The 25,456-nt window shown below is 59.5% G+C and carries 22 protein-coding genes; 13 read left to right on the forward strand and 9 right to left on the reverse strand.

Annotation, left to right across the window (positions count from 1 at the left end; all coding sequences use genetic code 11):
• Positions 1–172: 172 nt before the first annotated feature.
• From KJF94_RS23805 to KJF94_RS23820, 4 genes are all read right to left on the reverse strand, one after another.
• Positions 173–1,216, reverse strand: a complete 1,044-nt coding sequence (locus KJF94_RS23805; RefSeq protein ID WP_214379213.1) for an ABC transporter substrate-binding protein — start codon at positions 1,214–1,216, stop codon at positions 173–175.
• Between the two features lie 44 nt (positions 1,217–1,260).
• Positions 1,261–2,385, reverse strand: a complete 1,125-nt coding sequence (locus KJF94_RS23810; protein ID WP_214379215.1) for an ABC transporter ATP-binding protein — start codon at positions 2,383–2,385, stop codon at positions 1,261–1,263.
• A gap of 327 nt (positions 2,386–2,712) precedes the next feature.
• Positions 2,713–3,342, reverse strand: a complete 630-nt coding sequence (locus KJF94_RS23815) for a response regulator (RefSeq protein ID WP_084318557.1) — start codon at positions 3,340–3,342, stop codon at positions 2,713–2,715.
• Positions 3,343–3,456: 114 nt separating this feature from the next.
• Positions 3,457–5,853, reverse strand: coding sequence for a PAS domain-containing sensor histidine kinase (locus KJF94_RS23820; protein WP_214379217.1), 2,397 nt, complete (start codon positions 5,851–5,853; stop codon positions 3,457–3,459).
• Positions 5,854–5,926: 73 nt separating this feature from the next.
• On the opposite strand from KJF94_RS23820, the gene KJF94_RS23825 reads away from it, so the two are divergent.
• The gene (locus tag KJF94_RS23825; RefSeq protein ID WP_214379218.1) at positions 5,927–6,919 is read left to right on the forward strand and encodes an alpha/beta hydrolase family protein; all 993 of its coding nucleotides are present in this window, start codon (positions 5,927–5,929) and stop codon (positions 6,917–6,919) included.
• Positions 6,920–7,060: 141 nt separating this feature from the next.
• Here the strand turns inward: KJF94_RS23825 and KJF94_RS23830 are convergent, their stop codons facing one another.
• From KJF94_RS23830 to KJF94_RS23840, 3 genes are read right to left on the reverse strand one after another with little or no spacing between them, the layout of a single operon-like run.
• Entirely contained in the window at positions 7,061–7,828 is a 768-nt protein-coding gene (locus tag KJF94_RS23830) for a TerB family tellurite resistance protein (protein WP_214379219.1), read from the reverse strand.
• A 1-nt stretch (position 7,829) separates the two neighbouring features.
• Entirely contained in the window at positions 7,830–8,501 is a 672-nt protein-coding gene (gene murU, locus KJF94_RS23835) for an N-acetylmuramate alpha-1-phosphate uridylyltransferase MurU (RefSeq protein WP_214379221.1), read from the reverse strand.
• A complete protein-coding gene (locus KJF94_RS23840) occupies positions 8,498–9,517 on the reverse strand; it encodes an aminoglycoside phosphotransferase family protein (RefSeq protein ID WP_214379223.1) in 1,020 nt (339 codons plus the stop codon). The genes murU and KJF94_RS23840 overlap by 4 nt, the downstream gene beginning before the upstream one ends.
• 130 nt (positions 9,518–9,647) lie before the next feature.
• Here KJF94_RS23840 and KJF94_RS23845 point away from each other — a divergent pair, with 130 nt between their 5' ends.
• From KJF94_RS23845 to KJF94_RS23895, 11 genes are all read left to right on the forward strand, one after another.
• Positions 9,648–12,446: an LPS-assembly protein LptD gene (locus KJF94_RS23845; protein ID WP_214379225.1), complete on the forward strand. Its 2,799-nt coding sequence runs from the start codon at positions 9,648–9,650 to the stop codon at positions 12,444–12,446.
• The gene (gene surA / locus KJF94_RS23850; protein ID WP_214379227.1) at positions 12,427–13,743 is read left to right on the forward strand and encodes a peptidylprolyl isomerase SurA; all 1,317 of its coding nucleotides are present in this window, start codon (positions 12,427–12,429) and stop codon (positions 13,741–13,743) included. Before KJF94_RS23845 ends, surA begins: the two co-directional genes overlap by 20 nt.
• Positions 13,740–14,729: a 4-hydroxythreonine-4-phosphate dehydrogenase PdxA gene (pdxA, locus tag KJF94_RS23855; RefSeq protein ID WP_214379229.1), complete on the forward strand. Its 990-nt coding sequence runs from the start codon at positions 13,740–13,742 to the stop codon at positions 14,727–14,729. Before surA ends, pdxA begins: the two co-directional genes overlap by 4 nt.
• Entirely contained in the window at positions 14,726–15,544 is an 819-nt protein-coding gene (gene rsmA, locus KJF94_RS23860) for a 16S rRNA (adenine(1518)-N(6)/adenine(1519)-N(6))-dimethyltransferase RsmA (protein WP_017341115.1), read from the forward strand. The genes pdxA and rsmA overlap by 4 nt, the downstream gene beginning before the upstream one ends.
• Positions 15,545–15,667: 123 nt before the next feature.
• Positions 15,668–16,048 (forward strand): Co2+/Mg2+ efflux protein ApaG, encoded by a 381-nt coding sequence (gene apaG / locus KJF94_RS23865; RefSeq protein ID WP_123368659.1) that lies wholly within the window; start codon positions 15,668–15,670, stop codon positions 16,046–16,048.
• Positions 16,048–16,929 (forward strand): symmetrical bis(5'-nucleosyl)-tetraphosphatase, encoded by an 882-nt coding sequence (locus tag KJF94_RS23870; RefSeq protein WP_214379231.1) that lies wholly within the window; start codon positions 16,048–16,050, stop codon positions 16,927–16,929. The genes apaG and KJF94_RS23870 overlap by 1 nt, the downstream gene beginning before the upstream one ends.
• 33 nt (positions 16,930–16,962) lie before the next feature.
• Complete coding sequence (glpE, locus tag KJF94_RS23875) at positions 16,963–17,292, forward strand: thiosulfate sulfurtransferase GlpE (protein ID WP_046045372.1); 330 nt, start codon at positions 16,963–16,965, stop codon at positions 17,290–17,292.
• Positions 17,293–17,589: 297 nt separating this feature from the next.
• A complete protein-coding gene (locus tag KJF94_RS23880; RefSeq protein ID WP_214379233.1) occupies positions 17,590–19,512 on the forward strand; it encodes a PrkA family serine protein kinase in 1,923 nt (640 codons plus the stop codon).
• A gap of 204 nt (positions 19,513–19,716) precedes the next feature.
• Positions 19,717–20,988: a YeaH/YhbH family protein gene (locus tag KJF94_RS23885; RefSeq protein ID WP_084318393.1), complete on the forward strand. Its 1,272-nt coding sequence runs from the start codon at positions 19,717–19,719 to the stop codon at positions 20,986–20,988.
• Positions 20,985–22,547 (forward strand): SpoVR family protein, encoded by a 1,563-nt coding sequence (locus KJF94_RS23890; RefSeq protein ID WP_214379235.1) that lies wholly within the window; start codon positions 20,985–20,987, stop codon positions 22,545–22,547. Before KJF94_RS23885 ends, KJF94_RS23890 begins: the two co-directional genes overlap by 4 nt.
• 63 nt (positions 22,548–22,610) lie before the next feature.
• A complete protein-coding gene (locus tag KJF94_RS23895; RefSeq protein ID WP_214379237.1) occupies positions 22,611–23,840 on the forward strand; it encodes a multifunctional CCA addition/repair protein in 1,230 nt (409 codons plus the stop codon).
• Between the two features lie 83 nt (positions 23,841–23,923).
• Here the strand turns inward: KJF94_RS23895 and folK are convergent, their stop codons facing one another.
• Both folK and folB read right to left on the reverse strand, forming a co-directional pair.
• Positions 23,924–24,442, reverse strand: a complete 519-nt coding sequence (folK, locus tag KJF94_RS23900; RefSeq protein ID WP_214379239.1) for a 2-amino-4-hydroxy-6-hydroxymethyldihydropteridine diphosphokinase — start codon at positions 24,440–24,442, stop codon at positions 23,924–23,926.
• Positions 24,433–24,789, reverse strand: a complete 357-nt coding sequence (gene folB / locus KJF94_RS23905) for a dihydroneopterin aldolase (RefSeq protein ID WP_008027044.1) — start codon at positions 24,787–24,789, stop codon at positions 24,433–24,435. Before folB ends, folK begins: the two co-directional genes overlap by 10 nt.
• A gap of 74 nt (positions 24,790–24,863) precedes the next feature.
• On the opposite strand from folB, the gene plsY reads away from it, so the two are divergent.
• Positions 24,864–25,433, forward strand: a complete 570-nt coding sequence (gene plsY / locus KJF94_RS23910) for a glycerol-3-phosphate 1-O-acyltransferase PlsY (RefSeq protein WP_214379241.1) — start codon at positions 24,864–24,866, stop codon at positions 25,431–25,433.
• The last annotated feature ends 23 nt before the right edge of the window (positions 25,434–25,456 follow it).

Raw genomic sequence — 25,456 nt, forward strand, 5'->3', positions numbered from 1 at the left:
TCAATCGTTGAAGTGGGAGCGAACCTGTGGCGAGCGAGCTTGCTCGCGCTGGGCTGCGGAGCAGCCCCAAAATTCTGTTAACAACATCCAATTTTGTGAGTGCTGCGCACTCAAGCGGGAGCAAGCTCCCTCGCCACAAAAGCCCGCCCTCACAGGAGGGCGAGCCCTCTGGTTACTTCGCAGCCCAGGAATTGAAGCGCTGTTCCAGTTGCTCGCCGTTGTCAGCCCAGAAGCTGACGTCGATCTGCACCTGATTGGCGATGTTTTCCGGGGTGGTCGGCATGTCTTTCAGGACGTCCTTGGCCAGCAACGGTACGGCTTGGGTGTTGGCCGGGCCGTAGGCGATGTTTTCCGAGTAGGTCTTCTGCTGCTGCGGTGCCACCGAGAACGCGATGAATTTCTTCGCCGCTTCAGCACGCGCCTTGTCGAGGCCTTTTGGAATCGCCCAAGCGTCGAAGTCGTAGATACCGCCGTTCCACACGACTTTCAGATTGCTTTCTTTCTGTACCGCTGCAATCCGGCCGTTGTAGGCCGAGCTCATGACCACGTCACCGGAAGCGAGGTATTGCGGCGGTTGCGCGCCGGCTTCCCACCATTGAATGCTTGGTTTCAGCTCATCAAGTTTCTTGAATGCGCGGTCCTGACCGTCTTTGCCGGCCAGCACTTTATAGACGTCTTTCGGCGCAACGCCGTCGGCCATCAGTGCGAATTCCAGGGTGTACTTGGCGCCTTTGCGCAGGCCGCGCTTGCCCGGGAATTTCTTGGTGTCCCAGAAATCCACCCAGCTGGTCGGTGCGGTTTTCAGCTTGTCGGCGTTGTAGGCCAGCACGGTCGACCACACGAAGAAACCCACGCCGCAAGGCTGGATGGCGCCTTTGACGTAGTCTTCGGACTTGCCGAACAGCGCCGGGTCGAGTTGCTCGAACATGTCTTCGTCGCAACCACGGGACAATTCTGGCGATTCAACTTCCACCAGGTCCCAGGACACGCTCTTGGTGTCGACCATGGCTTTAACCTTGGCCATCTCGCCGTTGTATTCGCCGGCGACGATCTTGCCGTTACCCGCCGCTTCCCACGGTGCGTAGAAGGCTTTGACCTGCGCGGCCTTGTTCGCCCCGCCAAAGGACACCACGGTCAAGTCCGGGCCCGCCGCCATCGCGTGTGCCGCACCGATCATGCCCATGACCAGGGCGGTGAATTTCAGGGATCTCAACATTTATTGTTCTCTCCACGTGCAGGGTTGGTTGAAGCAGGGGGCGATCAGTTCGCCTCTAGAAGTGGGTCGAGCGCGCGAACGTGTTCGACCTGCCAGCCAAGCGGTACCACGTCGCCGACCGCGAGCGCAGGATCGAGCTCGGCAATCGGTTGTTTCACGAAGAAGTCGGTCTTGCCGCAGACTTCCAGGCGAACCCGGACGTGGTCGCCCAGATAGATGAATTCCGCCACCCTCCCTGAGAAGCGGTTGACGCAGGACTCGCTCGAACCGTTGAGGCTCACGCGCTCCGGACGAATCGACAGCGTGACGGGTTCGCCGGTCTTGCCGACGTTGACCGCCAGGGCTTCAACCTTTTCACCGCGACCGAGTTCGACGATGCAACGGTCGCCGGTGTGGCTGTGCAAACGGCCGTTGAGGCGGTTGTTCTCGCCGATGAAGTTGGCGACGAAGGTGTTCTTCGGTTCTTCATACAGGCTGCGCGGCGGGGCGATCTGCTGGATTTCGCCCTGATGGAACACGGCCACGCGGTCGGACATGGTCAAGGCTTCGCCCTGATCGTGGGTCACGTAGACCACAGTCACGCCGAGGCGCTGGTGCAGGTGTTTGATTTCCATCTGCATGTGTTCGCGCAGTTGTTTGTCGAGTGCGCCGAGGGGCTCGTCCATCAATACCAGTTGCGGTTCGAACACCAACGCACGGGCCAAAGCCACACGCTGCTGCTGACCACCGGACAGTTGTGCCGGATAACGCTGAGCAAAGGCATCGAGTTGGACCATGCTCAGGACTTTCTTGACCTTGTCGCTGACATCGCTCTTGTTCAAGCCGCGCACGGTCAGCGGAAACGCGAGGTTCTCGGCGACGGTCATGTGCGGGAACAGTGCGTAGTTCTGGAACACCATGCCGATGTCGCGCTTGTGCGGCGGCACGTTGTTGATGGCACGCCCGGCCAGGAGGATTTCGCCGGCGGTTGGCGTTTCGAAACCGGCGAGCATCATCAGGCTGGTGGTCTTGCCCGAGCCGGACGGCCCGAGCAAGGTGAGGAATTCGCCTTTGCGAATGTCCAGGTTGAGGTCTTTGACGATCAGGTTCTCGCCGTCGTAGCTCTTCTGCACTCCACGAAAGCTGACCAGAATGTCGCTGGCCCCTGCGTTTGAATCGACCTGGCTCATACCCACACCTTTGTTATTGATGACTGCTGTGGACTAAGCCTAGTGGACGCTGGTGACCACGCAAATCGGGGCGCAGGAGAGAATCGCCTCAGCCGGATGGAAGGTTGGGGGTAGGGATTGCCCTACAAGGATGGCGGGGATGGATAGGGACAGCCGCGGTTTTAACCTGCACGCCGCAGGAATGGGCAAAAGCGGTGCTGTAGGCATGTCGCAAATGGACATGACGACGCGTTATCCCTGTAGGAGCGAGGCTTGCCCGCGAAGGCGTCTTCATTGGCGCTAAAGGCTTCGCGGGCAAGCCTCGCTCCTACAGGGATTGCGTGCGGTTTAGAGGAGTTTGTGTTCCATCGCGTACTTCACCAGTTCCGCCAGCGAGGTGATGTTGAGTTTCTGCATCAGCCGCGCCTTGTGGGTGCTGATAGTCTTGCTGCTCAGGGCCAGTTGCTGGGCGATGTCGTTGACGTTGGCGCCCTGGGCCAAACGTTCGAACACCGAGAACTCACGCTCCGACAACAGTGAATGCAGCGGCCGCGAATCGGTCAGGCCGACTTCGAAGACCATACGGTCGGCCAGCTCCGGATCGATGTAACGCCCGCCCGCCGCGACTTTGCGGATCGCCGTCAGCAGCAGCGCCGGGTCGCTGTCCTTGGTCGCGTAGCCTGCAGCACCGACCTTCAATGCCCGTGCAGCCATTTGCGCTTCGTCGTGCATCGACAACACCAGAATGGCAGGCGGATTGTTCAACGCACGGATCCGCGGAATCGCTTCCAGGCCATTGACCCCAGGCATGGAGATATCCAGCAACACCACTTCGCAGGGAACATGACGCAAGGTCTCGAGCAACTGCTCGCCATTGCTCGCCTCGCCCACCACCAGCAAGTCCTTGGCCAGGCCGATCAGTTGCTTGATACCTTCGCGAACGATGGTGTGGTCTTCGGCTACCAGTACACGGATCACGTTCTTCTCCAGATTCAAGATCTATCGCGAGCAGGCTCGCTCCCACAGGGTGCTCACTGTACTTGTGGGAGCGAGCCTGCTCGCGAAGGCGTCAGTAAAACCAACACAAATTCTTCAGGCCCCATCCAACGGCACACGCACACTCAGGGTCGTGCCCTCCCCCGGCTCACTTTCAAGCGACAACTGCCCGCCCATGATCAACACCCGCTCGCGCATGCCGACAACCCCAAAGGATGTCGACCTACCGGTAGCGGCGACGAATCCTACGCCATCATCGCTGACCGTCAGACACAACTCATCACCTTCAAGCGACAACGTCAGTTCGACAGTATGCGCCTGGGCATGCCGCATGACATTGGTCAGCGCCTCCTGAAGAATCCGGAACAAGCCAATAGCCTTGGCATCACTGAGCACCGGCAAGTTGTCCGGCACCTGCACCAGACATGGAATCTGCGTGCGCGCCTCGAAACGCCGGGCCTGCCATTCGATGGCCGAGGCGATGCCGGCATCGAGAATCGGTGGGCGCAGCGCCGTAGCAACATCGCGCACCAGCTGGAACAACTGAGCGATCAAGCGCTTCATGCTGTTCAAACGTTCGTTCAGACCCGGGTCGAGCTGGGCGTAGGCCAATTCGCACATCGACGTTTCCAGCTTCAACACAGTCAACATCTGACCCAGCTCGTCGTGAACTTCCCGGGCGATACGGGCCTTTTCCTCTTCCCGCACGCTCTCCAGGTGCGCCGACAACTCACGCAACTGCTCACGGGAGCTGGCCAGTTCCAGCTCGATGCGTTTGCTCTCGCTGATGTCCCAGACAATGCCGTCCCAGACGTAGGCGCCATCTTCGAGGCGTCGAGTGATGGCTTTGATCTCGGCCCAGCGCTGCTCGCCCTGACGCGTGAGAATCCGCCCCTGCCACGACCAGTCGCTGTCGGTGTCCAGCGCGTGATCCTGCGTCCGGTGGTAGCTGGCCTTGTCGTCCGGGTGCACCAGGCTGCGCAGACCTTTGTCGCGATGGGCCAGGGTCGCCGGCGCGTAACCCACCAGACTCTCGCTGCCTTCGCTGATGTAGGCAAAGTCGATCTGTCCCGTCACCGGTGCCCGTTCCAGGCGAAAGACCAATCCCGGCACGTTGGCGGCGATCCCTTGCAGGCGCGCCTCGCTTTCCTGCAACGCGGCCAGGGCGCGACGGCGCTCGGTGACGTCATTGAGGTAGACCACCAGGTATTCGCCATCACGGAAACGCAAGAAGCTCAACGAAACATCCGTCGGCAAAAGGCTGCCATCAGCCCGCAGGCAATTGGTTTCGAAACTTTGCGGGCCTTCTTCGCTGGCGCGGGCGCGTTTCCACAGGTTCAGCCAGCGGTCCATGTGCAGACCGGGCTCGAAGTCGATCAGCGGCCGGTCGATGATGCCGCCCGCCGGATAGCCGAGCATCGTTTCGGCGGCCCGGTTGGCGTAGCGCACATGGCTGTCCCAGTTGACCCAGAGAATGCCGACGGTGCTCTGATCGATGGAAAACTGCGTGAGGCGCAACGCTTCTTCACTGGCGGCTCGCAAGGCAATGTCTTCCCGAGCCGCTAACAGACGATGCTCCAGGCTGTGTTGCTGCCGACGCTGCCAGAACACGATCGCCATGCAGCTCAGCATCAACACCGCCAACAGCAGACTGAGGTTCTGCCAGAAACCCGGGGACTCCGTCAGTCGCGGGTATTTGGGTTGCAGCCATTGATTGTGCAGTTGCTCCAGATCCTTGGCCGGGATCGCTCGCAACGCGCTTTCGACAATGCCGGCGAGTTCCGGCCAGTCCCGCCGCGTGGCCACGCGCAGCAGCTGTGGCAGACCGATGTCGCCGACCACCACCAACCCGGCAAACTCCGGCTCGACAGACAGACGCCCCAATTGTGCTTCGTCGACCACGGCGTAACTGGCCTGCTGACTCAGCAACAGTTGCAAAGCCTGGCGCTCGACCGGGACACCCTGGAGGTTCAGGTGCGGATAATTACCGCGCAGGTAATCGGCGGTGGCGCTGGGCATGCGTACGGCAACGCGGGTCTGGCTGTCGAGTTTTTCCAGCTCCACCCCACCGGCAGCCTTCTGGTCGCTGACCACCAGTTGCGGCACCCGCATGTACGGGTCGGAAAACTGCCACAGGCGCAGGCCACCGGGGGTTTGCACCAGCCCCGGCGCGATGTCGATTTCACCTTCGCGGGCGGCGGCCTCCAGCTGCGCGAGGTCGGGAAAGTTGCGCCAGCTCAGCTCGACCTTGAGCGACCTGGCCAGCCACTTCATCAACTCGACGTTAACCCCGGACAACCGCTGCAAGCGGCGATCGTATTGCGCATAGGGCACTTGCAACACCAGCCCGACGCGCAATTCATCGTGCTGCGCCAGCCATTCCTGCTGACGTGCGGACAATTGTGCGACGTGCGCTGGTGGCGCAGGCGCCGCCCAGCCCATCAAGGGAAACCACAAACAGCCGATAACCCACAGGCAGCGAAAACGCTTCATCAAAGTCTCACACACTGACAAATACTGACCAACCCATTAGGCTGCCGGAATAACTTCTGGCCTGGAATATCCGATGCCCCCTGTCTACCGCCTGGCACTGCCAGCATTGTGCCTGTCGCTGATCCTGCCTTGCGCCTTTTCCGTCCAGGCCGCTGATCCCGCACCCGCTGCCGCGGAAAAATCCGCAGACGAAAAACCGGTCGAACGTCAGCCGCTGCTTGAGCGTAGTCAGGAAGAAGCGACAGCACTTGAGCGAAAAATCCCTGCTCAGGAACAGCAACAACTGCAAGCGGGCAGCGATACCTTTCTGGCCTTGTGGAAACCGGCCAATACGGCGGATCCCAAAGGCACGGTGATTATCATCCCGGGCGCCGGTGAAACCGTTGACTGGCCGCAAGCAATCAGTCCCCTGCGACGCAAACTGCCCGACGCCGAGTGGAGCAGCCTGAGTATCACCTTGCCCGACCTGCAAAGCGATGCCATTGCGCCACGTACCGTCGAAGTAGCGCCAACGCCCAAGGCCCCTGACGTCGGCAGCAAGGACTCGACCACCGCCGCCCCCATCGAGCAAGCGGCTGGCGGTGAGGCGGAAGTCGCCGACAAGGCCATCGCCGAAACCAGTGACGAGCAGGCCAAAGCCGATGCCGAGCGAATCTTCGCACGCATTGATGCGGCCATTGCCTACGCCGAACAACAGAGCGCTCGCCGCATTGTGGTGCTCGGCCATGGCACCGGCGCGTACTGGGCCGCCCGTTACCTGAGTGAGAAGCAGCCCTCGCAAGTCGAGAAATTCGCGATGGTCGCCGCCCAGACGCCTGTTGCGGCGAAGCCGGAACTGGCTGAATTGACGCCGACCCTTAAATTGCCGACGGCCGACATCTTCTACATGGACAAGCCGCTGGACCGCAACGCGGCACTGGAGCGCTTGCAGGCCAGCAAGCGTCTGAAGGCTTCAGCGTTCAGTCAGGTATCGCTCAAGGCATTGCCGGGGGATAGCAAGGCTGAGCAGGAGCAGTTGGTGCGCCGGGTGCGGGGTTGGTTGAATCCCAAGCCAGAGGCGAACTAATAGACCGAGTTGTTCCCTTCGCGGGCAAGCCACGCTCCCACAGGTTTTATGTCGATCACAAAAATTGCGTACGACATAAAACCTGTGGGAGCGTGGCTTGCCCGCGAAGGCGTCAGCGCTGTCGATTACATAACTCACCGGCTAGCGAAAATCCCGTCGCTGACGAATCAACGTATAGGCGTTATGCAATTCGCGCGTCTTGTCAGTCGCTTCACGCACCTGCAACGCCGTCGCCCCACTGCCGGCAATCTTGTCCGGATGATGGCGACTCAGCAAACGTCGATAAGCGCGCTTGATCTGCGCCGGTTCGGTGGTGGCGGACACGCCCAACAGCATCATCGCTTCCTGATAAGTGACCGCACTGCTGACGACCGATGGCCTGGACGGCTCGTAGTCCGCCGCCAACGCCTGAACCTGGTACGACGTCCAGCCGAGCCATTTGCCCCACTGGGCAATCAGCTCGCGCTCGGCATGACCGGCGCGGCCATCGGCCCAGACCATTCGCCAGCAGGCGCGCAACACGCCTTCCGCCGCATGGGGTTGAGCACTCAAGCGTCGCAGATAGCCGCGCAACCGGTCATGTCCCGACTTGCCGCGGTTGAACGCCGCTATCGCCCGGCGCTTTGCCGACTCGGTCATTTCCAGCGCCTGCATTTCCTGACGCGCCTGCTGGATGTGGCCATCCACCACCCGCCCGTCACACTTGGCCAGCCGCCCCAGCAACACGAACAGCAGCTCATCATTGCGCAGCACCGGACGACCACCGAGCGCTTCACGCAAATGCCCCCAGCTCTGCAGTTTCAAGCGCCGATCCAGCGCCTGCCCCAACAACGCGCCGAGCATGGCCCCCGGAATGCTGGCAATGGCATAGCCTGCTCCGGCTCCAATCAGAGTCCCTGGCCACAGCATCTCAGCGACTCGCTTCTATCAGCGTTTCGACTTCAGCCAGACGCTCGTGAGTGCCGACATCCACCCAGCGACCGTGCAGCCGCTCACCCGTCACCTGCCCGTCAGCCATGGCTTTGCGCAACAGCGGTGCAAGCTTGAAAGCGCCGGCCGAGCAGCCGTCGAACAACTGTGGATGCAACACCGCGATGCCACTGTAAGTCAGGGTCGCCGCATCAGGATGGCCATCGTGCACCTGCCCGTCGACCAGGGTGAAATCGCCCGCCGGATGGTGGTTCGGGTTATCCGCCAGCACCAGATGAGCCAGACCGTAGATGGGTTGATGCAATACGCTGAAGTCGTAGTCGGTCCAGATATCACCGTTGACCACCACAAACGCCTCATCACCCAACAACGGCAACGCGCGGAAAATCCCGCCACCGGTTTCCAGTGGCTCACCTTCCGGCGAATACTGAATGCTCACGCCATACGGCGAGCCATCCCCCAGATAGTCTTCGATCTGCTGACCCAGCCACGCATGGTTGATCACGATCTCGGTAAACCCGGCGGCGGCCAGCGCACGCAAGTGGTACTCGATCAACGGCACGCCGCCGGCACGAACCAGCGGTTTGGGCGTCGTCAGGGTCAGCGGGCGCAAACGTTCGCCCTTGCCCGCAGCCAGAATCATTGCCTTCATGCAGTCGCTCCGGCACGCAGACTGAGGAGCAACACATCCAGCTCGGCCAGTTCAGGGCGGCGGGCGATCACAGCGTCTATATAAGCAAAGAAGCGCGGCACGTCAGCCAGGTAACGCGGCTTGCCGTCGCGGTGACAGATGCGCGCGAAGATGCCGATGACTTTCAGGTGACGCTGCACGCCCATCAGGTCGCTGGCGCGCAGGAAGTCTTCGAAGTCCGGCTGAACCGGTATGTCCAGGGCGCCCGCTTGCTGCCAGTAATTTTCAAGCCAGCCGCGCACACGCTCCTCGGGCCAGCTCAGGAACGCGTCCTTGAACAGGCAGGTCACGTCGTAGGTCACCGGGCCGTAGACTGCATCCTGGAAATCCAGCACGCCGGGATTCGGCTCGCTGAGCATCAGGTTGCGCGGCATGTAGTCGCGATGCACCAGCACTTTGGGCTGCGCCAGCGCACTGTCGATCAACAGCTCGGTCACGTTCTGCCAGAGCATTTGCTGCGCAGCGTCGAACTCGATGCCCAACTCACGCTTCACGTACCACTCAGGGAACAATTCCAGCTCGCGACGCAACAGCGCCACGTCGTAACTCGGCAGCGGCGCAACCATCGGCAATTGCTGAAAAGCCAGCAGTGCCTGCAGGGCATCCTTGAACAAATCGTCGGCATTTTCGCTGTCGATAACGTCCAGATACGTCTTGTTGCCCAGGTCATTGAGCAAAAGAAAACCGCGTTCTAGGTCTTCGGCATAAATTTTCGGCACATTTATTCCGGATTTCGCCAGCAAAAAAGCGATGTCCACGAAGGGTTTGCAGTTTTCCTGGGGCGGCGGCGCGTCCATTACGACGAAACTTCTGCCTGCGCCTTCCCAGCGGAAATAGCGCCGAAAACTCGCATCACTACTGGCCGCGGTCAACGTGGCCGGGGGTACGGCGCCCCAACCTTGCTCTGCAAAGAGGGTCGCCAACTGCTCATCGAGCCAAACTTTCAGGTGTTGCAAACGTACATCTTGGTCAGGCATTGCAAGGGTCTCCGACGGCGCTAGCCGTCAAGCGGGTCATGCTTTATTATCCAGCATCTTTTTCAGACCATCGAGAGGCGTGCGGCCCACACCGCGGGCAGATGGCACGCAGGAAGCCCGGACTAATAAGATGGCATTGAAATCCCCCGCGTTTCGTAAAAAATTTCCGTTGTTGGTCACCGGCAGTCTGCTGGCCCTGCAACCTCTAGCCACTTCGTTCGTGGTCGCCGCGGAACAGTATGACTGCTCAGTCTCTGCTTCGGGTGCCTGGAACTGTGCGCCAAAGACGCCGGCGGCTGCATTGCCACCGCGTCCCGTCCATGACGGCAGCGCAGTCTCCGCGACCGGTGAAGCCCCGGCCGAGAGCGCCACCGGCGAAGACACCGGCGCCAAGACTGCGCTGGTCACCGAATCCAAAGGCCGCGGTCTCAAGTCACGTAGCGAAGACTACAGTCACCTCGACTGGGTTCCGCGCGAGAAGCTCACTGCAGCGCAATTGGCCGAAACCGGTCCTTACTGCTCTGGTTCCTATATCGAACCGATTCGTCCTGGCATGAATGACAAGACGAATAAAAGTGACGCTCCGACCTTTGTCGGCGCCAAGGCCTCCCGCTATAAGCAGGACGAGCAGATCGCTACCCTCGCGGGCGACGTGGTCTTGCGTCAGGGCAGCATGCAGGCTGAAGCCGACGAGGCGAACCTCTATCAGGCCGAGAGCCGTGGCGAACTGGACGGCAACGTGCGCATTCGCGACAACGGCGCGCTGATCGTCGGCGACCACGCCGAAGTGCAGCTCGACACCGGGGAAGCCAAGGTCGACAACGCCGAATACGTGATGCACAAATCCCGTATCCGCGGTAACGCGCTGTACGCGAAACGTGCCGAGAACGCGATCATCCGCCTCAAGGATGGTACGTACACCACGTGCGAACCGAACAGCAACGCCTGGCAGCTCAAGGGCAACAACATCACCTTGAACCCGGCCACCGGTTTCGGTACCGCGACCAACGTGACGCTGCGGGTCAAGGACATTCCGGTCCTGTACACGCCGTACATCTATTTCCCGATCGACGATCGTCGTCAGTCCGGCTTCCTGCCGCCGACCATCGGCACCGGCAGCGATACCGGCTTCCTGCTCGTCACGCCGTACTACTTCAACCTGGCGCCGAACTACGATGCCACGTTGTACCCGCGCTACATGAGCAAGCGCGGCCTGTTGATGGAAGGCGAATTCCGTTACCTGACCAAGTCCAGCGAAGGTCAGTTCGGCGCCGCGTACCTCAATGATGACGATACAGAACGCAGTCAGCAGACCGACTACGAAAAAACCCGCTACATGTACAACTGGCAGCACAAGGGTGGTCTTGACTCTCGGGTTTTCACTCAAGTCGATTACACCAAGATCAGCGATCCGTATTACTTCCAGGACCTGCAGACCGATCAGATTGGCGTGAAAGCCGACGATTACGTCAATCAGCAAGGTTCCGTCACCTATCGTGGCGACAGCTACACCGCTCGTTTGAACGCCCAGGCGTATCAGCTCGCAACCGTTTCAAACATCACGCCGTATGATCGCCTGCCGCAGCTCACCTTCAACGGTCAGCTGCCTGTGCATCCGAATGGCTTGAATTTCGACTACGAAACAGAAATCGTACGGTTTGAGCGGGATCTGGAAACAGGTCAGTTTTCCGATGAAAACGGCATCCTGTCGCCTCGCCTGGACACCAACGTGACGGGCTTGGCTCGTGCCAACGGTAATCGTCTGAACCTCAAGCCAGGCGTGAGCCTGCCTTTGGATTGGACGTATGGTTTCGTGAAGCCATCGCTCAAGTATCAATACACTCAGTACGACCTTGATCTTGATAGCACCGGCAAGAATGATCTCCTGACGAATCGCAATAGAGCTTCGGCCCTTGGCGAGTCGTTCAGCAGTTCGCAAAACCGTGGCGTCCCGATCGCAAGCATCGACAGCGGCCTGTATTTCGACCGCAACACCACCTGGTTCGGCAAAAACTATCGCCAAACCCTGGAACCACGCCTGTTCTACCTGTATGTGCCTGAAGAAGACCAGAAGGACATCCCGGTCTTCGACACTGGTGAATACACCTTCAACTATGCGTCTCTGTTCCGCGACAACCGTTTCTCGGGCTCCGACCGTGTCGGCGACGAGAACAAACTGTCGCTGGGCGTGACCAACCGCTGGATCGAAGAAGACGGTTTCGAGCGTCAACGCATCAGCGTCGGCCAGGCCTTGTACTTCAAGGATCGCGAAGTCCAGTTGCCGGGTATCGATGCGAAAACCCGCGACGATGCCCAGGCCAATGTTTCTCCGTACGCGCTGGAATACGAATACCGCTGGAACCGCGATTGGCGCACGACCGCCGATTACAACTGGGACCCGGACAGCCACAGCCCTCGCTCGGGCAGCGCGATGTTCCACTACCAGCCTGAGGACAACCCGAACAAGGTCATCAACGCCGGCTATCGCTATCGTAATGACCAGGTCCGTTACGACCAGAACACCGGTCAATGGTCGGTGGGCGGCGGTGACTACGGCACTCCGGGCACCCCGGGCTACGTGAAGGACTACTACAAGATCCAGCAGCACGACTTCTCGGTGATCTGGCCGATCGTGCCGCAGTGGAACGCCATCAGTCGCTGGCAGTATGACTACAACCAAAACCGTACCCTGGAAGCCTTCGGTGGTTTCGAGTACGACAACTGCTGCTGGAAACTGCGCCTGATCAACCGTTACTGGGTGTCGTATGACGAGTTCAGTCAGAACGCCCCTGAAAACGAGAAAGGCGACCATGGCATCTTCCTACAGATCGTTCTGAAAGGTCTCGGCGGCCTCACCGGCGCCAAAGTAGAGAGCTTCCTCGACAAAGGCATCCAAGGTTATCGTGAACGTGAAGACCAAGCTTTCTGATTGTCTGCGCCCGCTAGTGCTGGGCGCGCTGTTCCTGGGTACTGCGGCGAATGCCGCGGTACAGTCCATCGATAAAGTGGTGGCCATTGTCGATAACGACGTGGTCATGCAGAGCCAACTGGACCAGCGCGTTCATGAAGTTCAGCAAACCATCGCCAAACGCGGCGCTTCCGCGCCGCCGGCCAGCGTGCTGGATCAGCAGGTGCTTGAGCGTCTGATCGTCGAGAACCTGCAACTGCAGATCGGCGAACGCTCCGGCATCCGCATTACCGATGAAGAGCTGAACCAGGCTGTCGGCACCATTGCCCAGCGCAATAACATGTCGATTGAACAATTCCGCGCCGCACTGACTCGCGATGGTCTGTCTTACGACGACGCCCGTGAACAGATTCGCCGCGAAATGGTCATCAGCCGTGTGCGTCAACGCCGTGTCGCCGAACGCATCCAGGTGTCCGAACAGGAAGTGAAGAACTTCCTCGCCTCTGACCTTGGCAAAATGCAGTTGTCCGAAGAATTCCGTCTGGCCAACATCCTGATTCCTACGCCGGAAAGCGCTAACTCCGACGCGATTCAGAATGCAGCCAAACAGGCAGACGCGGTTTACCAGCAGCTCAAGCAAGGCGCTGACTTCGGTCAGTTGGCAATCGCCAAATCCGCCAGCGAAACCGCACTGGAAGGCGGCGACATGGGCTGGCGTAAAGCCGCTCAATTGCCACCTCCGTTCGATCGCATGCTGAGCACCATGACGGTTGGCGACGTTACCCAGCCAATGCGCACGCCGGGCGGCTTCATCATCCTGAAGATCCTCGACAAGCGTGGCGGCGAGACCCAGACACGTGACGAAGTGCACGTACGTCATATCCTGGTCAAACCGAGTCCGATTCGTGACGAAGCTAAAACCAAGGCTTTGGCTGAATCGCTCTATACCCGTATCGAAGCGGGCGAAGATTTCGGCGAACTGGCGAAAAGTTTCTCGGAAGATCCGGGTTCCGCCCTCAACGGTGGCGACCTGAACTGGATCGATCCGAATGCATTGGTGCCTGAATTCCGCGAAGTGATGGCCAAGACCCCACAAGGTCAGCTGTCCAAGCCGTTCCAGACTCAATATGGCTGGCACGTTCTGGAAGTCCTTGGCCGTCGCGCCACTGACAGCACGACCCAGGCCCGTGAGCAGCAAGCCATGACCGTACTGCGTAACCGCAAATACGACGAAGAGCTGCAAACCTGGCTGCGTCAGATCCGTGACGAAGCGTACGTAGAGATCAAACTCCCTGGTGCAGACCAGGCAGCGCAGTGAAACCCAAGCGTTTCGCGCTGACACCCGGTGAACCGGCCGGCATAGGTCCTGACCTGTGCCTGCTGCTCGCCTCGCAAGCCCAGCCACACCCCCTGATTGCCATTACCAGTCGCGACCTGCTCACAGAGCGGGCCGCGCAACTGGGCGTGGCTGTCGATTTGCTGCCAGTCACGCCTGATGCCTGGCCGGATGTACCCGCGCCAGCCAACAGTCTGTATGTCTGGGATACACCGCTTAGTGCGCCAGTGATTGCCGGGCAACTCGACAAAGCCAATGCTGCTTTCGTTCTGGAAACCCTTACCCGCGCGGGTCAGGGCTGCCTCGACGGGCATTTCGCCGGGATGATTACCGCCCCTGTGCACAAGGGTGTGATCAATGAATCAGGCATCGCCTTTTCCGGTCATACGGAATTTCTCGCTGACCTGACGCATACCGCGCAAGTGGTGATGATGCTCGCGACTCGCGGATTGCGCGTGGCGCTGGTCACCACTCACCTGCCCCTTCGCGAGATTGCCGATGCAATCACGCCGGAGCGTCTGGAACGCGTCACGCGGATACTGCACGCGGACCTGCAAGAAAAATTCGGCATCGCCCGGCCACGCATTCTCGTCTGCGGCCTCAACCCGCACGCCGGTGAAGGCGGACACCTGGGCCATGAAGAAATCGACATCATTGAACCTACATTAGAGCGTCTGCGTGGCGAGGGCATGGACCTTCGCGGCCCCCTGCCCGCTGACACTCTGTTTACCCCCAAATATCTGGAGCACTGCGACGCGGTGCTGGCGATGTACCACGACCAGGGCCTGCCCGTGCTGAAATACAAAGGCTTCGGCGCGGCAGTCAACGTGACCCTCGGCTTGCCGATCATCCGCACCTCGGTCGACCACGGCACCGCCCTGGACCTGGCCGGCAGCGGCAAAATCGACACCGGCAGCCTGCAAGTCGCCCTGGAAACCGCCTACCAGATGGCCGAGACCCGTTTATGACCGAGCATTACCAACACCGGGCGCGCAAGCGTTTCGGCCAGAACTTCCTGCACGATGCCGGTGTTATCGACCGCATCCTGCGCTCCATCCATGCCAAACCCGAAGACCGCCTGCTGGAAATCGGCCCGGGCCAGGGCGCGCTGACTCAAGGCCTGCTGAACAGCGGTGCCCAGTTGGACGTGGTGGAGCTGGACAAAGACCTGATCCCGATCCTCAACCAACAGTTCGCCGGCAAGAGCAACTTCAACCTGCATCAGGGTGACGCGCTGAAGTTCGACTTCAACAGCCTGAACGCCGCGCCGAACAGCCTGCGGGTGGTCGGCAACCTGCCGTACAACATCTCTACCCCGCTGATTTTTCACCTGCTGAACAACGCGGGCATCATTCGCGACATGCACTTCATGCTGCAGAAAGAAGTGGTCGAGCGCCTGGCAGCAGGTCCTGGCGGTGGTGACTGGGGTCGCCTGTCGATCATGGTCCAGTATCACTGTCGTGTAGAGCACCTGTTCAACGTTGGTCCGGGCGCGTTCAATCCGCCGCCGAAAGTCGATTCGGCCATCGTACGCCTGGTGCCACACGCGGTACTGCCACACCCGGCCAAGGATCACCGGCTGCTGGAGCGCGTCGTACGCGAAGCCTTCAACCAGCGCCGCAAGACTCTGCGCAACACCCTCAAACTGCTGCTGAGCAACGACGAAATTACCGCCGCCGGTGTCGACGGCAGCCTGCGTCCCGAGCAGCTCGATTTGGCGGCCTTCGTGCGCCTGGCCGACAAGCTCAGCGAACAAGTCCTACAGAAGCCCGCCGCCGACTGACAGGCAACAAGCGTTATCGGGTAGGACACCAGCCCCCATGTCTGGTTTACTACTCGATACTTGGCCTAGACTGAGTGACATCAGCTACGCCCCGCGTCCCGCTTCGTTTTTAAGGCCTCTTGCATGTCCGATCCTCGTTATCAGGTCGACGTCAGCGTCGTCACCCGCTATCTGGCAGAACAATCGCAACCCGAGCAAAACCGCTTTGCCTTCGCTTACACCATCACCGTGCACAACAATGGCGAGTTACCGGCCAAGCTGTTGTCGCGGCACTGGGTGATCACCGATGGTGACGGGCATGTCGAAGAGGTTCGCGGTGCGGGCGTTGTTGGTCAGCAACCGTTGATCGATGCCGGCGAAAGCCACACTTACAGCAGCGGTACCGTCATGACCTCCAAGGTCGGTACGATGCAGGGCACCTATGAAATGGTTGCCGATGACGGTAAGCACTTTGACGCCATCATCGCCCCATTCCGCCTGGCGGTGCCCGGGGCCCTGCACTGATGGCGACGTATGCCGTCGGTGACCTGCAAGGGTGCCTCGAACCCTTGAAATGCCTGCTCAAGCAGGTCGCCTTCGACCCTGCCCGGGACAAACTGTGGCTGGTTGGCGATCTAGTCAACCGTGGCCCGCAGTCACTGGAAACCCTGCGCTTCCTTTATAGCCTGCGCGAATCACTGGTGTGCGTACTGGGCAACCACGACCTGCACTTGCTGGCCGCCGGGAATAACATCGAACGCCTGAAGAAAGCCGACACCCTGCGCGAGATTCTTGAAGCACCGGATCGCGCGGAACTGCTGGAGTGGTTGCGCCAGCAAAAGCTCATGCATTACGACGAACAGCGCAACATCGCCCTGGTCCACGCCGGCATACCGCCACAATGGTCGCTGCGCAAAGCCTTGAAGTGCGCCGCCGAGGTCGAAGAGGCTCTGCGGGACGACAACCGTTTTGCTCCTTACCTCGACGGGATGTACGGCAATGAACCGTTGAAATGGGACAATGACCTCAAAGGCGTGACCCGCCTGCGCGTGATCACCAACTATTTCACCCGCATGCGCTTCTGCACCAGCGAAGGCAAGCTGGACCTGAAGAGCAAGGAAGGTCTCGACTCTGCACCGGTGGGTTACAAACCCTGGTTCCAGTTCAAGGAGCGCAAGACCAAGGGTGTGAAAATCATCTTCGGTCACTGGGCAGCGCTTGAGGGGCAGTGCAACGAGCCGGGCATCTTCGCCCTCGATACCGGTTGCGTCTGGGGTGGTTCGATGACCCTGATGAACGTCGACACCTTTGAGCGCCTGCAGTGCAAATGCGATGAGCATGGCCATACCCTGCCGCCAGTCGCCCCGCCTATTCCCTTACAAACGTCAGCCAGCGCCCAGCGCTAGACTGCGCTTTCAGCCGAGCCACAGGAGCCCGCCATGAGCGAATTCAAACGTATCCCCCCAGAACAGGCCCAGGCCCTGCGCGAACAAGGCGCGGTGGTGGTCGATGTTCGAGACCCTGCAACATTTGCCGCACTGCATATCGCCGGCTCGAAGCATCTGGACAACGTATCCATCTCGGATTTCATCCGCGCCGCCGATCTTGACGCCCCGACGGTCGTGGTCTGCTATCACGGCAACTCCAGCCAGAGTGCGGCGGCCTACCTGATCAGCCAGGGCTTCTCCGACGTCTACAGCATGGATGGCGGTTTTGAGCTGTGGCGTACGACTTATCCTTCGGAAACAGCGCAAGGCACTTCCGAATAATTTTTTTGTAACGCGCAAGCCCCCGGCTCCCGCGGGCTAGCGCGGTGGCAGACGAACGGTCAGCCACAACTAATTACGTATCCGCCCTTTATCTCCCGAATTCCCAACTATCCTTAAGCGCAGGCCATCCAAAACAGGGGAGAGCCGGTACACCGGCGCGCGGATCATCGGGAGTAGCTTTCGGAGTAGTCAGTTCCGAAAGAGTTCTGGGGGGTAAACAGCGACTGCCTGTTCGGTTGCTGCCAGCATCGACTGAGTGATCCGGCGTCGGCTCCACGTATCGAGCGAGGTGACGTCATGAGTATCTTTAGCCACTTCCAACAACGCTTCGAGTCCACACGCCAGGAAGAACTCTCGCTACAAGAGTACCTGGAGCTGTGCAAAAAGGACCGCAGCGCCTACGTTTCCGCCGCCGAGCGTCTCTTGCTGGCCATCGGAGAACCGGAGCTGCTCGACACCTCGACCAACTCGAGGCTTTCGCGAATCTTTTCCAACAAGGTGATCCGCCGCTATCCGGCCTTTGAAGACTTCCACGGGATGGAAGAATGCATCGACCAGATCGTGTCGTATTTCCGCCATGCCGCTCAGGGCCTGGAAGAGAAGAAACAAATCCTCTACCTGCTCGGCCCTGTCGGTGGCGGTAAATCGTCCCTGGCCGAGAAGCTGAAACAGCTGATCGAGAAGGTGCCTTTCTACGCGATCAAAGGCTCGCCGGTTTTCGAATCGCCCCTGGGTCTGTTCAACGCCACTGAAGATGGCGCGATCCTCGAGGAAGACTTCGGTATTCCGCGGCGCTATCTCAATACCATCATGTCGCCATGGGCCACTAAACGCCTGGCCGAATTTGGCGGCGACATCAGCCAGTTCCGCGTGGTGAAACTCTATCCGTCGATCCTAAACCAGATCGCCGTGGCCAAAACCGAACCGGGAGATGAAAACAACCAGGACATCTCGGCACTGGTGGGCAAGGTCGATATCCGCAAACTGGAGGAATTCCCGCAGAACGACGCCGACGCCTACAGCTATTCGGGCGCACTGTGCCGGTCCAACCAGGGCCTGATGGAATTCGTCGAAATGTTCAAGGCGCCGATCAAGGTGCTGCACCCATTGCTGACCGCCACTCAGGAAGGCAACTACAACAGCACCGAAGGTCTGGGGGCGATCCCGTTTACCGGTATCCTGTTGGCTCACTCCAACGAATCGGAATGGCATACCTTCCGCAACAACAAGAACAACGAAGCCTTCATCGACCGGATCTATATCGTCAAAGTGCCGTACTGCCTGCGGGTCAGCGACGAAGTGAAGATCTACGACAAGCTCTTGTTCAACAGCTCGCTGGCGAAGGCTCACTGCGCACCCGACACTCTGAAGATGCTTGCCCAGTTCACCGTGCTCTCACGACTCAAGGAGCCGGAAAACTCCAACATCTACTCCAAGATGCGCGTGTATGACGGTGAAAACCTCAAGGACACCGATCCGAAGGCCAAGTCGATTCAGGAATACCGCGACAACGCGGGAGTCGACGAAGGCATGAACGGCCTGTCGACGCGCTTCGCGTTCAAGATTCTGTCGAAGGTCTTCAACTTCGATCCGCACGAAATCGCTGCCAACCCGGTGCATTTGCTGTACGTGCTGGAACAACAGATCGAACAGGAGCAATTCCAGGCCGAAACCCGCGAACGCTACCTGCGCTTCCTCAAGGAGTACCTGGCGCCGCGTTATATCGAATTCATCGGCAAGGAAATCCAGACGGCCTACCTCGAGTCTTACAGCGAGTACGGCCAGAACATCTTCGATCGCTACGTGCTGTACGCCGACTTCTGGATCCAGGACCAGGAGTATCGCGACCCCGAAACCGGCGAGATCCTCAACCGCGTGGCACTGAACGAAGAACTGGAGAAAATCGAAAAACCGGCCGGCATCAGCAATCCGAAGGATTTCCGCAACGAAATCGTCAACTTCGTGCTGCGCGCCCGAGCCAACAACAACGGCAAGAACCCGACCTGGCTCAGCTACGAAAAACTGCGGGTGGTCATCGAGAAGAAAATGTTCTCCAACACCGAAGACCTCCTGCCGGTCATCAGTTTCAACGCCAAGGCCAGCAAAGAGGACCAGCAGAAGCACAACGACTTCGTCACACGGATGGTCGAGCGGGGTTACACCGACAAACAGGTACGACTGCTGTCCGAGTGGTACCTGCGGGTCAGAAAATCACAATAACCCGCTGCCGGTCAGACCGGTTGTCGTCAGCCAGAGACCTGTGTACGCATTTTCTGTTACACAGGCCTCTGGAAGGTGTTCGAAAGTCGGTAGCGAGTTCAGGCAGCATCCAAAGCGCTTGGGGGAGCGTTGAATATCCCTTGGCTCCCGGTCCGATGCTGCATCACCGCTCGCCCCTTTCAGGACAGCTTCTAAGGAGCAGTCATGAGCTATGTGATCGACCGACGTCTCAATGGCAAGAACAAGAGCACGGTAAACCGTCAGCGGTTTCTGCGGCGTTACCGTGATCACATCAAGAAGGCTGTCGAAGAGGCGGTCAGCCGGCGCTCCATTACCGATATGGAACACGGCGAACAGATCAGCATTCCCGGCCGCGACATCGACGAGCCGGTGCTTCACCACGGTCGCGGTGGCAAGCAGACCGTGGTGCATCCGGGCAACAAGGAATTCACCAGCGGTGAGCACATTGCCCGTCCGCCCGGAGGTGGCGGCGGCAGAGGCCCGGGCAAGGCCGGCAACTCGGGCGAAGGGATGGACGAATTCGTCTTCCAGATCACCCAGGAAGAATTCCTCGAGTTCATGTTCGAGGACCTTGAGCTGCCGAACCTGGTCAAGCGTAACCTGACCGGCACCGACACCTTCAAGACCGTACGGGCAGGGATCAGTAACGAAGGCAACCCTTCGCGAATCAACATCATCCGCACCTTGCGTTCCGCCCATGCACGGCGCATCGCCCTGTCCGGCAGCAGCCGGGCGAAACTGCGCGAAGCCAAAGAAGAACTGTTGCGACTAAAGCGGGATGAACCGGACAACTTCGGCGATATTCAGGAAATCGAGGCCGAAATCGAAAAGCTCAGTGCGCGCATCCACCGCGTTCCGTTCCTCGACACCTTCGACCTCAAGTACAACCTGCTGATCAAACAACCCAACCCCAGCTCCAAGGCTGTGATGTTCTGCCTGATGGACGTGTCCGGCTCCATGACCCAGGCGACCAAGGACATCGCCAAGCGCTTCTTTATCCTGCTGTACCTGTTCCTCAAGCGTAACTACGAAAAGATCGACGTCGTATTCATCCGTCACCACACCAGCGCCCGGGAAGTGGACGAGGAAGAGTTTTTCTACTCCCGCGAAACCGGCGGCACCATCGTTTCCAGCGCGTTGAAACTGATGCAGGAGATCATGGCCGAACGCTATCCGAGCAATGAGTGGAACATCTATGCCGCGCAGGCCTCCGACGGTGACAACTGGAATGACGACTCGCCGATCTGCCGTGACATCCTGATCAACCAGATCATGCCGTTTGTGCAGTACTACACTTACGTTGAGATCACCCCGCGCGAACACCAGGCCTTGTGGTTCGAATACGAACGCATCGCCGAAGCCTTTTCTGACACTTTTGCCCAGCAACAACTGGTCTCGGCCGGGGATATCTATCCGGTCTTCCGTGAACTCTTCCAGCGCAGGTTAGTGACATGACCGCCAAAGAGCAGAAGCGCCAACCCATTTCCACCGGTTCCGAATGGACGTTCGAGCTGATCCAGGCCTACGACCGCGAAATCAGCCGTATCGCGGCTCGCTATGCACTCGATACCTACCCCAACCAGATCGAAGTGATCACCGCCGAGCAGATGATGGACGCCTACGCCTCCGTGGGCATGCCGCTGGGGTATCACCATTGGTCCTACGGCAAGCACTTCCTCAGCACCGAGAAGTCCTACTCTCGCGGTCAGATGGGGCTGGCGTACGAGATCGTGATCAATTCCGACCCGTGCATTGCCTATCTGATGGAAGAAAACACCATCTGCATGCAGGCCCTGGTGGTGGCCCACGCGTGCTACGGGCACAACAGCTTCTTCAAAGGCAATTACCTGTTCCGCACCTGGACCGACGCGAGTTCGATCATCGACTATCTGGTGTTCGCCAAGCAGTACATCATGCAGTGCGAAGAGCGCCACGGCATCGATGCGGTCGAGGACCTGCTGGATTCCTGCCATGCGCTGATGAACTACGGGGTAGACCGCTACAAACGCCCTTACCCGATTTCCGCCGAAGAGGAACGTCGTCGGCAAAAGGATCGGGAAGAGCATATGCAGAAGCAGATCAACGATCTGTGGCGCACCATTCCAAAAGGCGCGGACAAGTACAGCGACAAGGACAACGCGCGTTTTCCCGCCGAACCTCAGGAAAACATCCTGTACTTCATCGAAAAACATGCGCCGCTGCTGGAACCGTGGCAGCGCGAGATCGTGCGCATCGTGCGCAAGATCGCGCAGTACTTCTACCCACAACGCCAGACCCAGGTGATGAACGAAGGCTGGGCCACGTTCTGGCATTACACCCTGATGAACGACCTGTACGACGAAGGCCTGGTCACCGACGGCTTCATGATGGAATTCCTGACGTCCCACACCAGCGTGGTCTTTCAGCCGGGTTTCGACAGCCCGTACTACAACGGAATCAACCCCTACACCTTGGGGTTTGCCATGTACCGGGATATCCGGCGCATGTGTGAAACCCCCACCGAGGAGGATTACCGCTGGTTCCCGGAAATCGCGGGCTCCGATTGGCTATCGAGCATCAAGTTCGCCATGAGCAGCTTCAAGGATGAGAGTTTCATCCTGCAGTACCTCTCGCCGAAGGTCATCCGCGACCTGAAGTTGTTCAGCATTCTTGATGACGACCAGAAGGACGATCTGCTGGTGCCAGCCATTCACGATGAGGATGGCTACCGCACCATCCGTGAAACCCTGGCAGCGCAGTACAACCTGGGCAATCGCGAACCCAATATCCAGATCTACAGCATCGACCGCCGTGGCGACCGCTCCCTGACCCTTCGTCATCAGCAACACGACCGCAAACCGCTAGGTGAATCCACCGAGGAAGTGCTTAAACATCTGCACCGTCTCTGGGGCTTCGACATTCACCTGGAAACCCTGCAAGGGGATCAGGTGATGAAAACCCACCATGTTCCACCCAGAAGCGAGCACAGCGAAGGCGATTACGGTCGGCTGGACTTGGCCGTCATCCATCTTTGATCCTGTTTCTGCCTCCGGAAGTTCGACGCAACGGTTATTCTGTCGAGCTAACGGAGGTTTTTTATGCAGATTTATAGAGTCGGCGGCGCAGTTCGTGATCGGCTACTGGGCAAACCTGTCACCGATATCGACTGGGTCGTGGTCGGGGCCACCACTGAAGAAATGCTCGCCAAGGGCTTTCGCCCGGTAGGTGCGGACTTCCCGGTGTTTCTTCACCCGAAAAGCGGTGAGGAATACGCCCTCGCCCGGACCGAACGCAAAAGCGGACGCGGCTATGGCGGCTTCACCTTTCACGCCAGACCCGAAGTGACGCTCGAAGAAGATCTGATCCGTCGTGACCTGACAATCAACGCCATGGCCGAAGACGATCAACAGAATCTGACCGACCCCTATCATGGCCAACGTGATCTCGAGGCGCGCTTGCTTCGTCACGTTTCCCCAGCTTTCGCCGAAGATCCGCTCCGTGTTCTGCGTGTTGCACGCTTTGCCGCACGATATGCCGAGCTCGGCTTCACCGTTGCACCTGAAACGCTGGAACTGATGCGTGAGCTCAGTGAGTCAGGAGAACTCGAAGCGCTGACGGCAGAACGCAGCTGGAAGGAAATTTCCCGCGCACTGATGGAAGATCAGCCACAAGTGTTCATCCAGGTGCTGCGCGACTGCGCCGCGCTGAAGGTGTTGATGCCGGAAGTCGACGCACTGTTCGGTGTCCCCCAGCCGGAAGCCCACCACCCGGAAATCGACACGGGCGCACACACCTTGAGCGTGCTCGAACAAGCCGCACTGCACAAACAGCCGCTGACTGTGCGTTGGGCTTGCCTGCTGCATGACCTGGGCAAAGGACTGACGCCAGAAGAAGAGTGGCCTCGGCATATAGCCCACGAACACAAGGGATTGAAGCTGATCAAAGCGGTAAACGAACGCTTCAAGGCGCCGAAGGACTGCCAGGAATTGGCGCTGTTGGTGGGCCAGTATCACACTCATGGCCACCGCGCTCTGGAGCTGAAGCCTTCGACCTTGCTGGAGTTGCTGCAGAGTTTCGATGTCTACCGTCGGCCGCAGCGATTTGAAGAGTTTATTGCGGCGTGCGAGATGGATGCTCGGGGGCGCAAAGGGCTGGAGCAGAGAAGTTACCCACAGGCGGATTATTTGCGTGGGGCGGCGACTGCGGCGCGGAGCGTGGCGGTTCAGCCGTTGCTGGAGAAGGGATTCAAGGGGCCTGAGTTGGGTGAGGCGATCAAGCGTGAACGGCTCAAAGCATTGAAGGCTTACAAAGAAGCGGCGTCTGCCTGAAAGCTTCGCGGGCAAGCCTCGCTCCTACAGGTCAGCACCCGGAACTGTAGGAGCGAGGCTTGCCCGCGAAGACGTCATCCGCCTCACAGCAGATGCAACGGAGTCAACTGTTCGCCACGCCACTCAAACGCCACCGGCGCCAACACCTGATCAATCTGCGCTTCACTCCACAACGTCGCAAAGCTTTTGCCCACACCCGGGTGCGCACGATCCGGCGCAATCAGCGACAACGGCCACAGCACAAAGGCATTTTTCAGAATCTCGGCCCGCGGCAGAATCAAGCCATCGAAGTTACCCACCAGGTCGCCGAACAGCAAAACGTCGATATCCAGCGGCAAACCCTTGCGGTCCGGCGCATAGCGGCCATTGTCCGCCTCAATGAATTTCAACCGCCGGTCCAACTCCATCAGCGGCAGATCGGTGTAAGCCGAAACCACGAAATTGAAGAACGGCCCGCTCTTGATCCCCACAGGCTGGCTTTCGAACACCGCCGAGCAGCGTATATCCACCAGAAAACCCGCCAGGGCTTCCAGGCCAGCCTGCAAATGGGTTTCGCGCTCGATATTGCTACCGAGCCCGAGATACACCTGAGTCAGCGACATCCGCGCTCGATCTCCACGCCCACACCACCGGTGGCCGCCGGGACGGCGCCTGGCTTGGTCAGCTTGAGGCGCATCCAGGTGATGTTGAATTCGCTCATCAGCACTTCCACCAGTCGCTCGGCAAAAGTCTCGACCAGCTGGAACTGCGCCTGCTCGGCAAAGGCCTGGATGCGCGACGAAACGCTCGCATAATCGAGCGCCAGGGTCAGGTCGTCACCGGCGGCGGCCGGGCGGTTATCCCAAGCGAAGCTCAGATCAAGACGCAGGCACTGTCGGATGCCTCGTTCCCAGTCGTAGGCACCAATCACGGTGTCGACTTCCAGGCCCTCGATAAACACTCTGTCCAAGCACTCTTCTCCGCTGCACGACAAGGGCGCAATGCGCCGTTAGAATCAGGGCGTCCTCGCCCGGAATAGTTAGCATGTTTTGGTTACTGGCGACCTTCGCCTACCTGCTCGGCTCTCTGTCCTTCGCCATTTTGCTCAGCCGCCTGACCGGTAACCCCGACCCGCGAATGAGTGGCTCGGGCAATGCCGGCGCCACCAACATGTTGCGCCTGGCCGGCAAGAAACTCGCCATCCTGACCCTCATCGGCGACCTCTGCAAAGGCCTGCTGCCGGTGTTGATCGCAGGCATTGCGGGCCTTTCGCTGCAAGAACAGGCCTGGATCGGCGTTTGTGCCGTCATCGGCCACCTGTTCCCTCTGTACTTTCGCTTTCGCGGCGGCAAGGGTGTCGCCACCGCCGCCGGCATGTTGCTGGGTCTTTACCCGCCTGCAGCCCTGTTGGCGGTCTGCGCGTGGCTGCTGACGTTCCTCCTGACCCGCACCAGCTCACTCGCCGCCCTGATCGCCACACCACTGACCCTGCCGCTGCTGGCCTGGCAAGAACCGGCGGCGCTGCTGCCCATGAGCGCGCTCACGGGGCTGATCGTCTGGCGTCATCGCGGCAATCTACGCGACCTGTTTGCCGGGCGCGAACGGCATTTTTAGATACCGCACGTGAGCGCCGCTCA

Origin of the sequence: Pseudomonas hormoni, assembly GCF_018502625.1 — a bacterium.
Lineage (GTDB): Bacteria > Pseudomonadota > Gammaproteobacteria > Pseudomonadales > Pseudomonadaceae > Aquipseudomonas > Aquipseudomonas hormoni.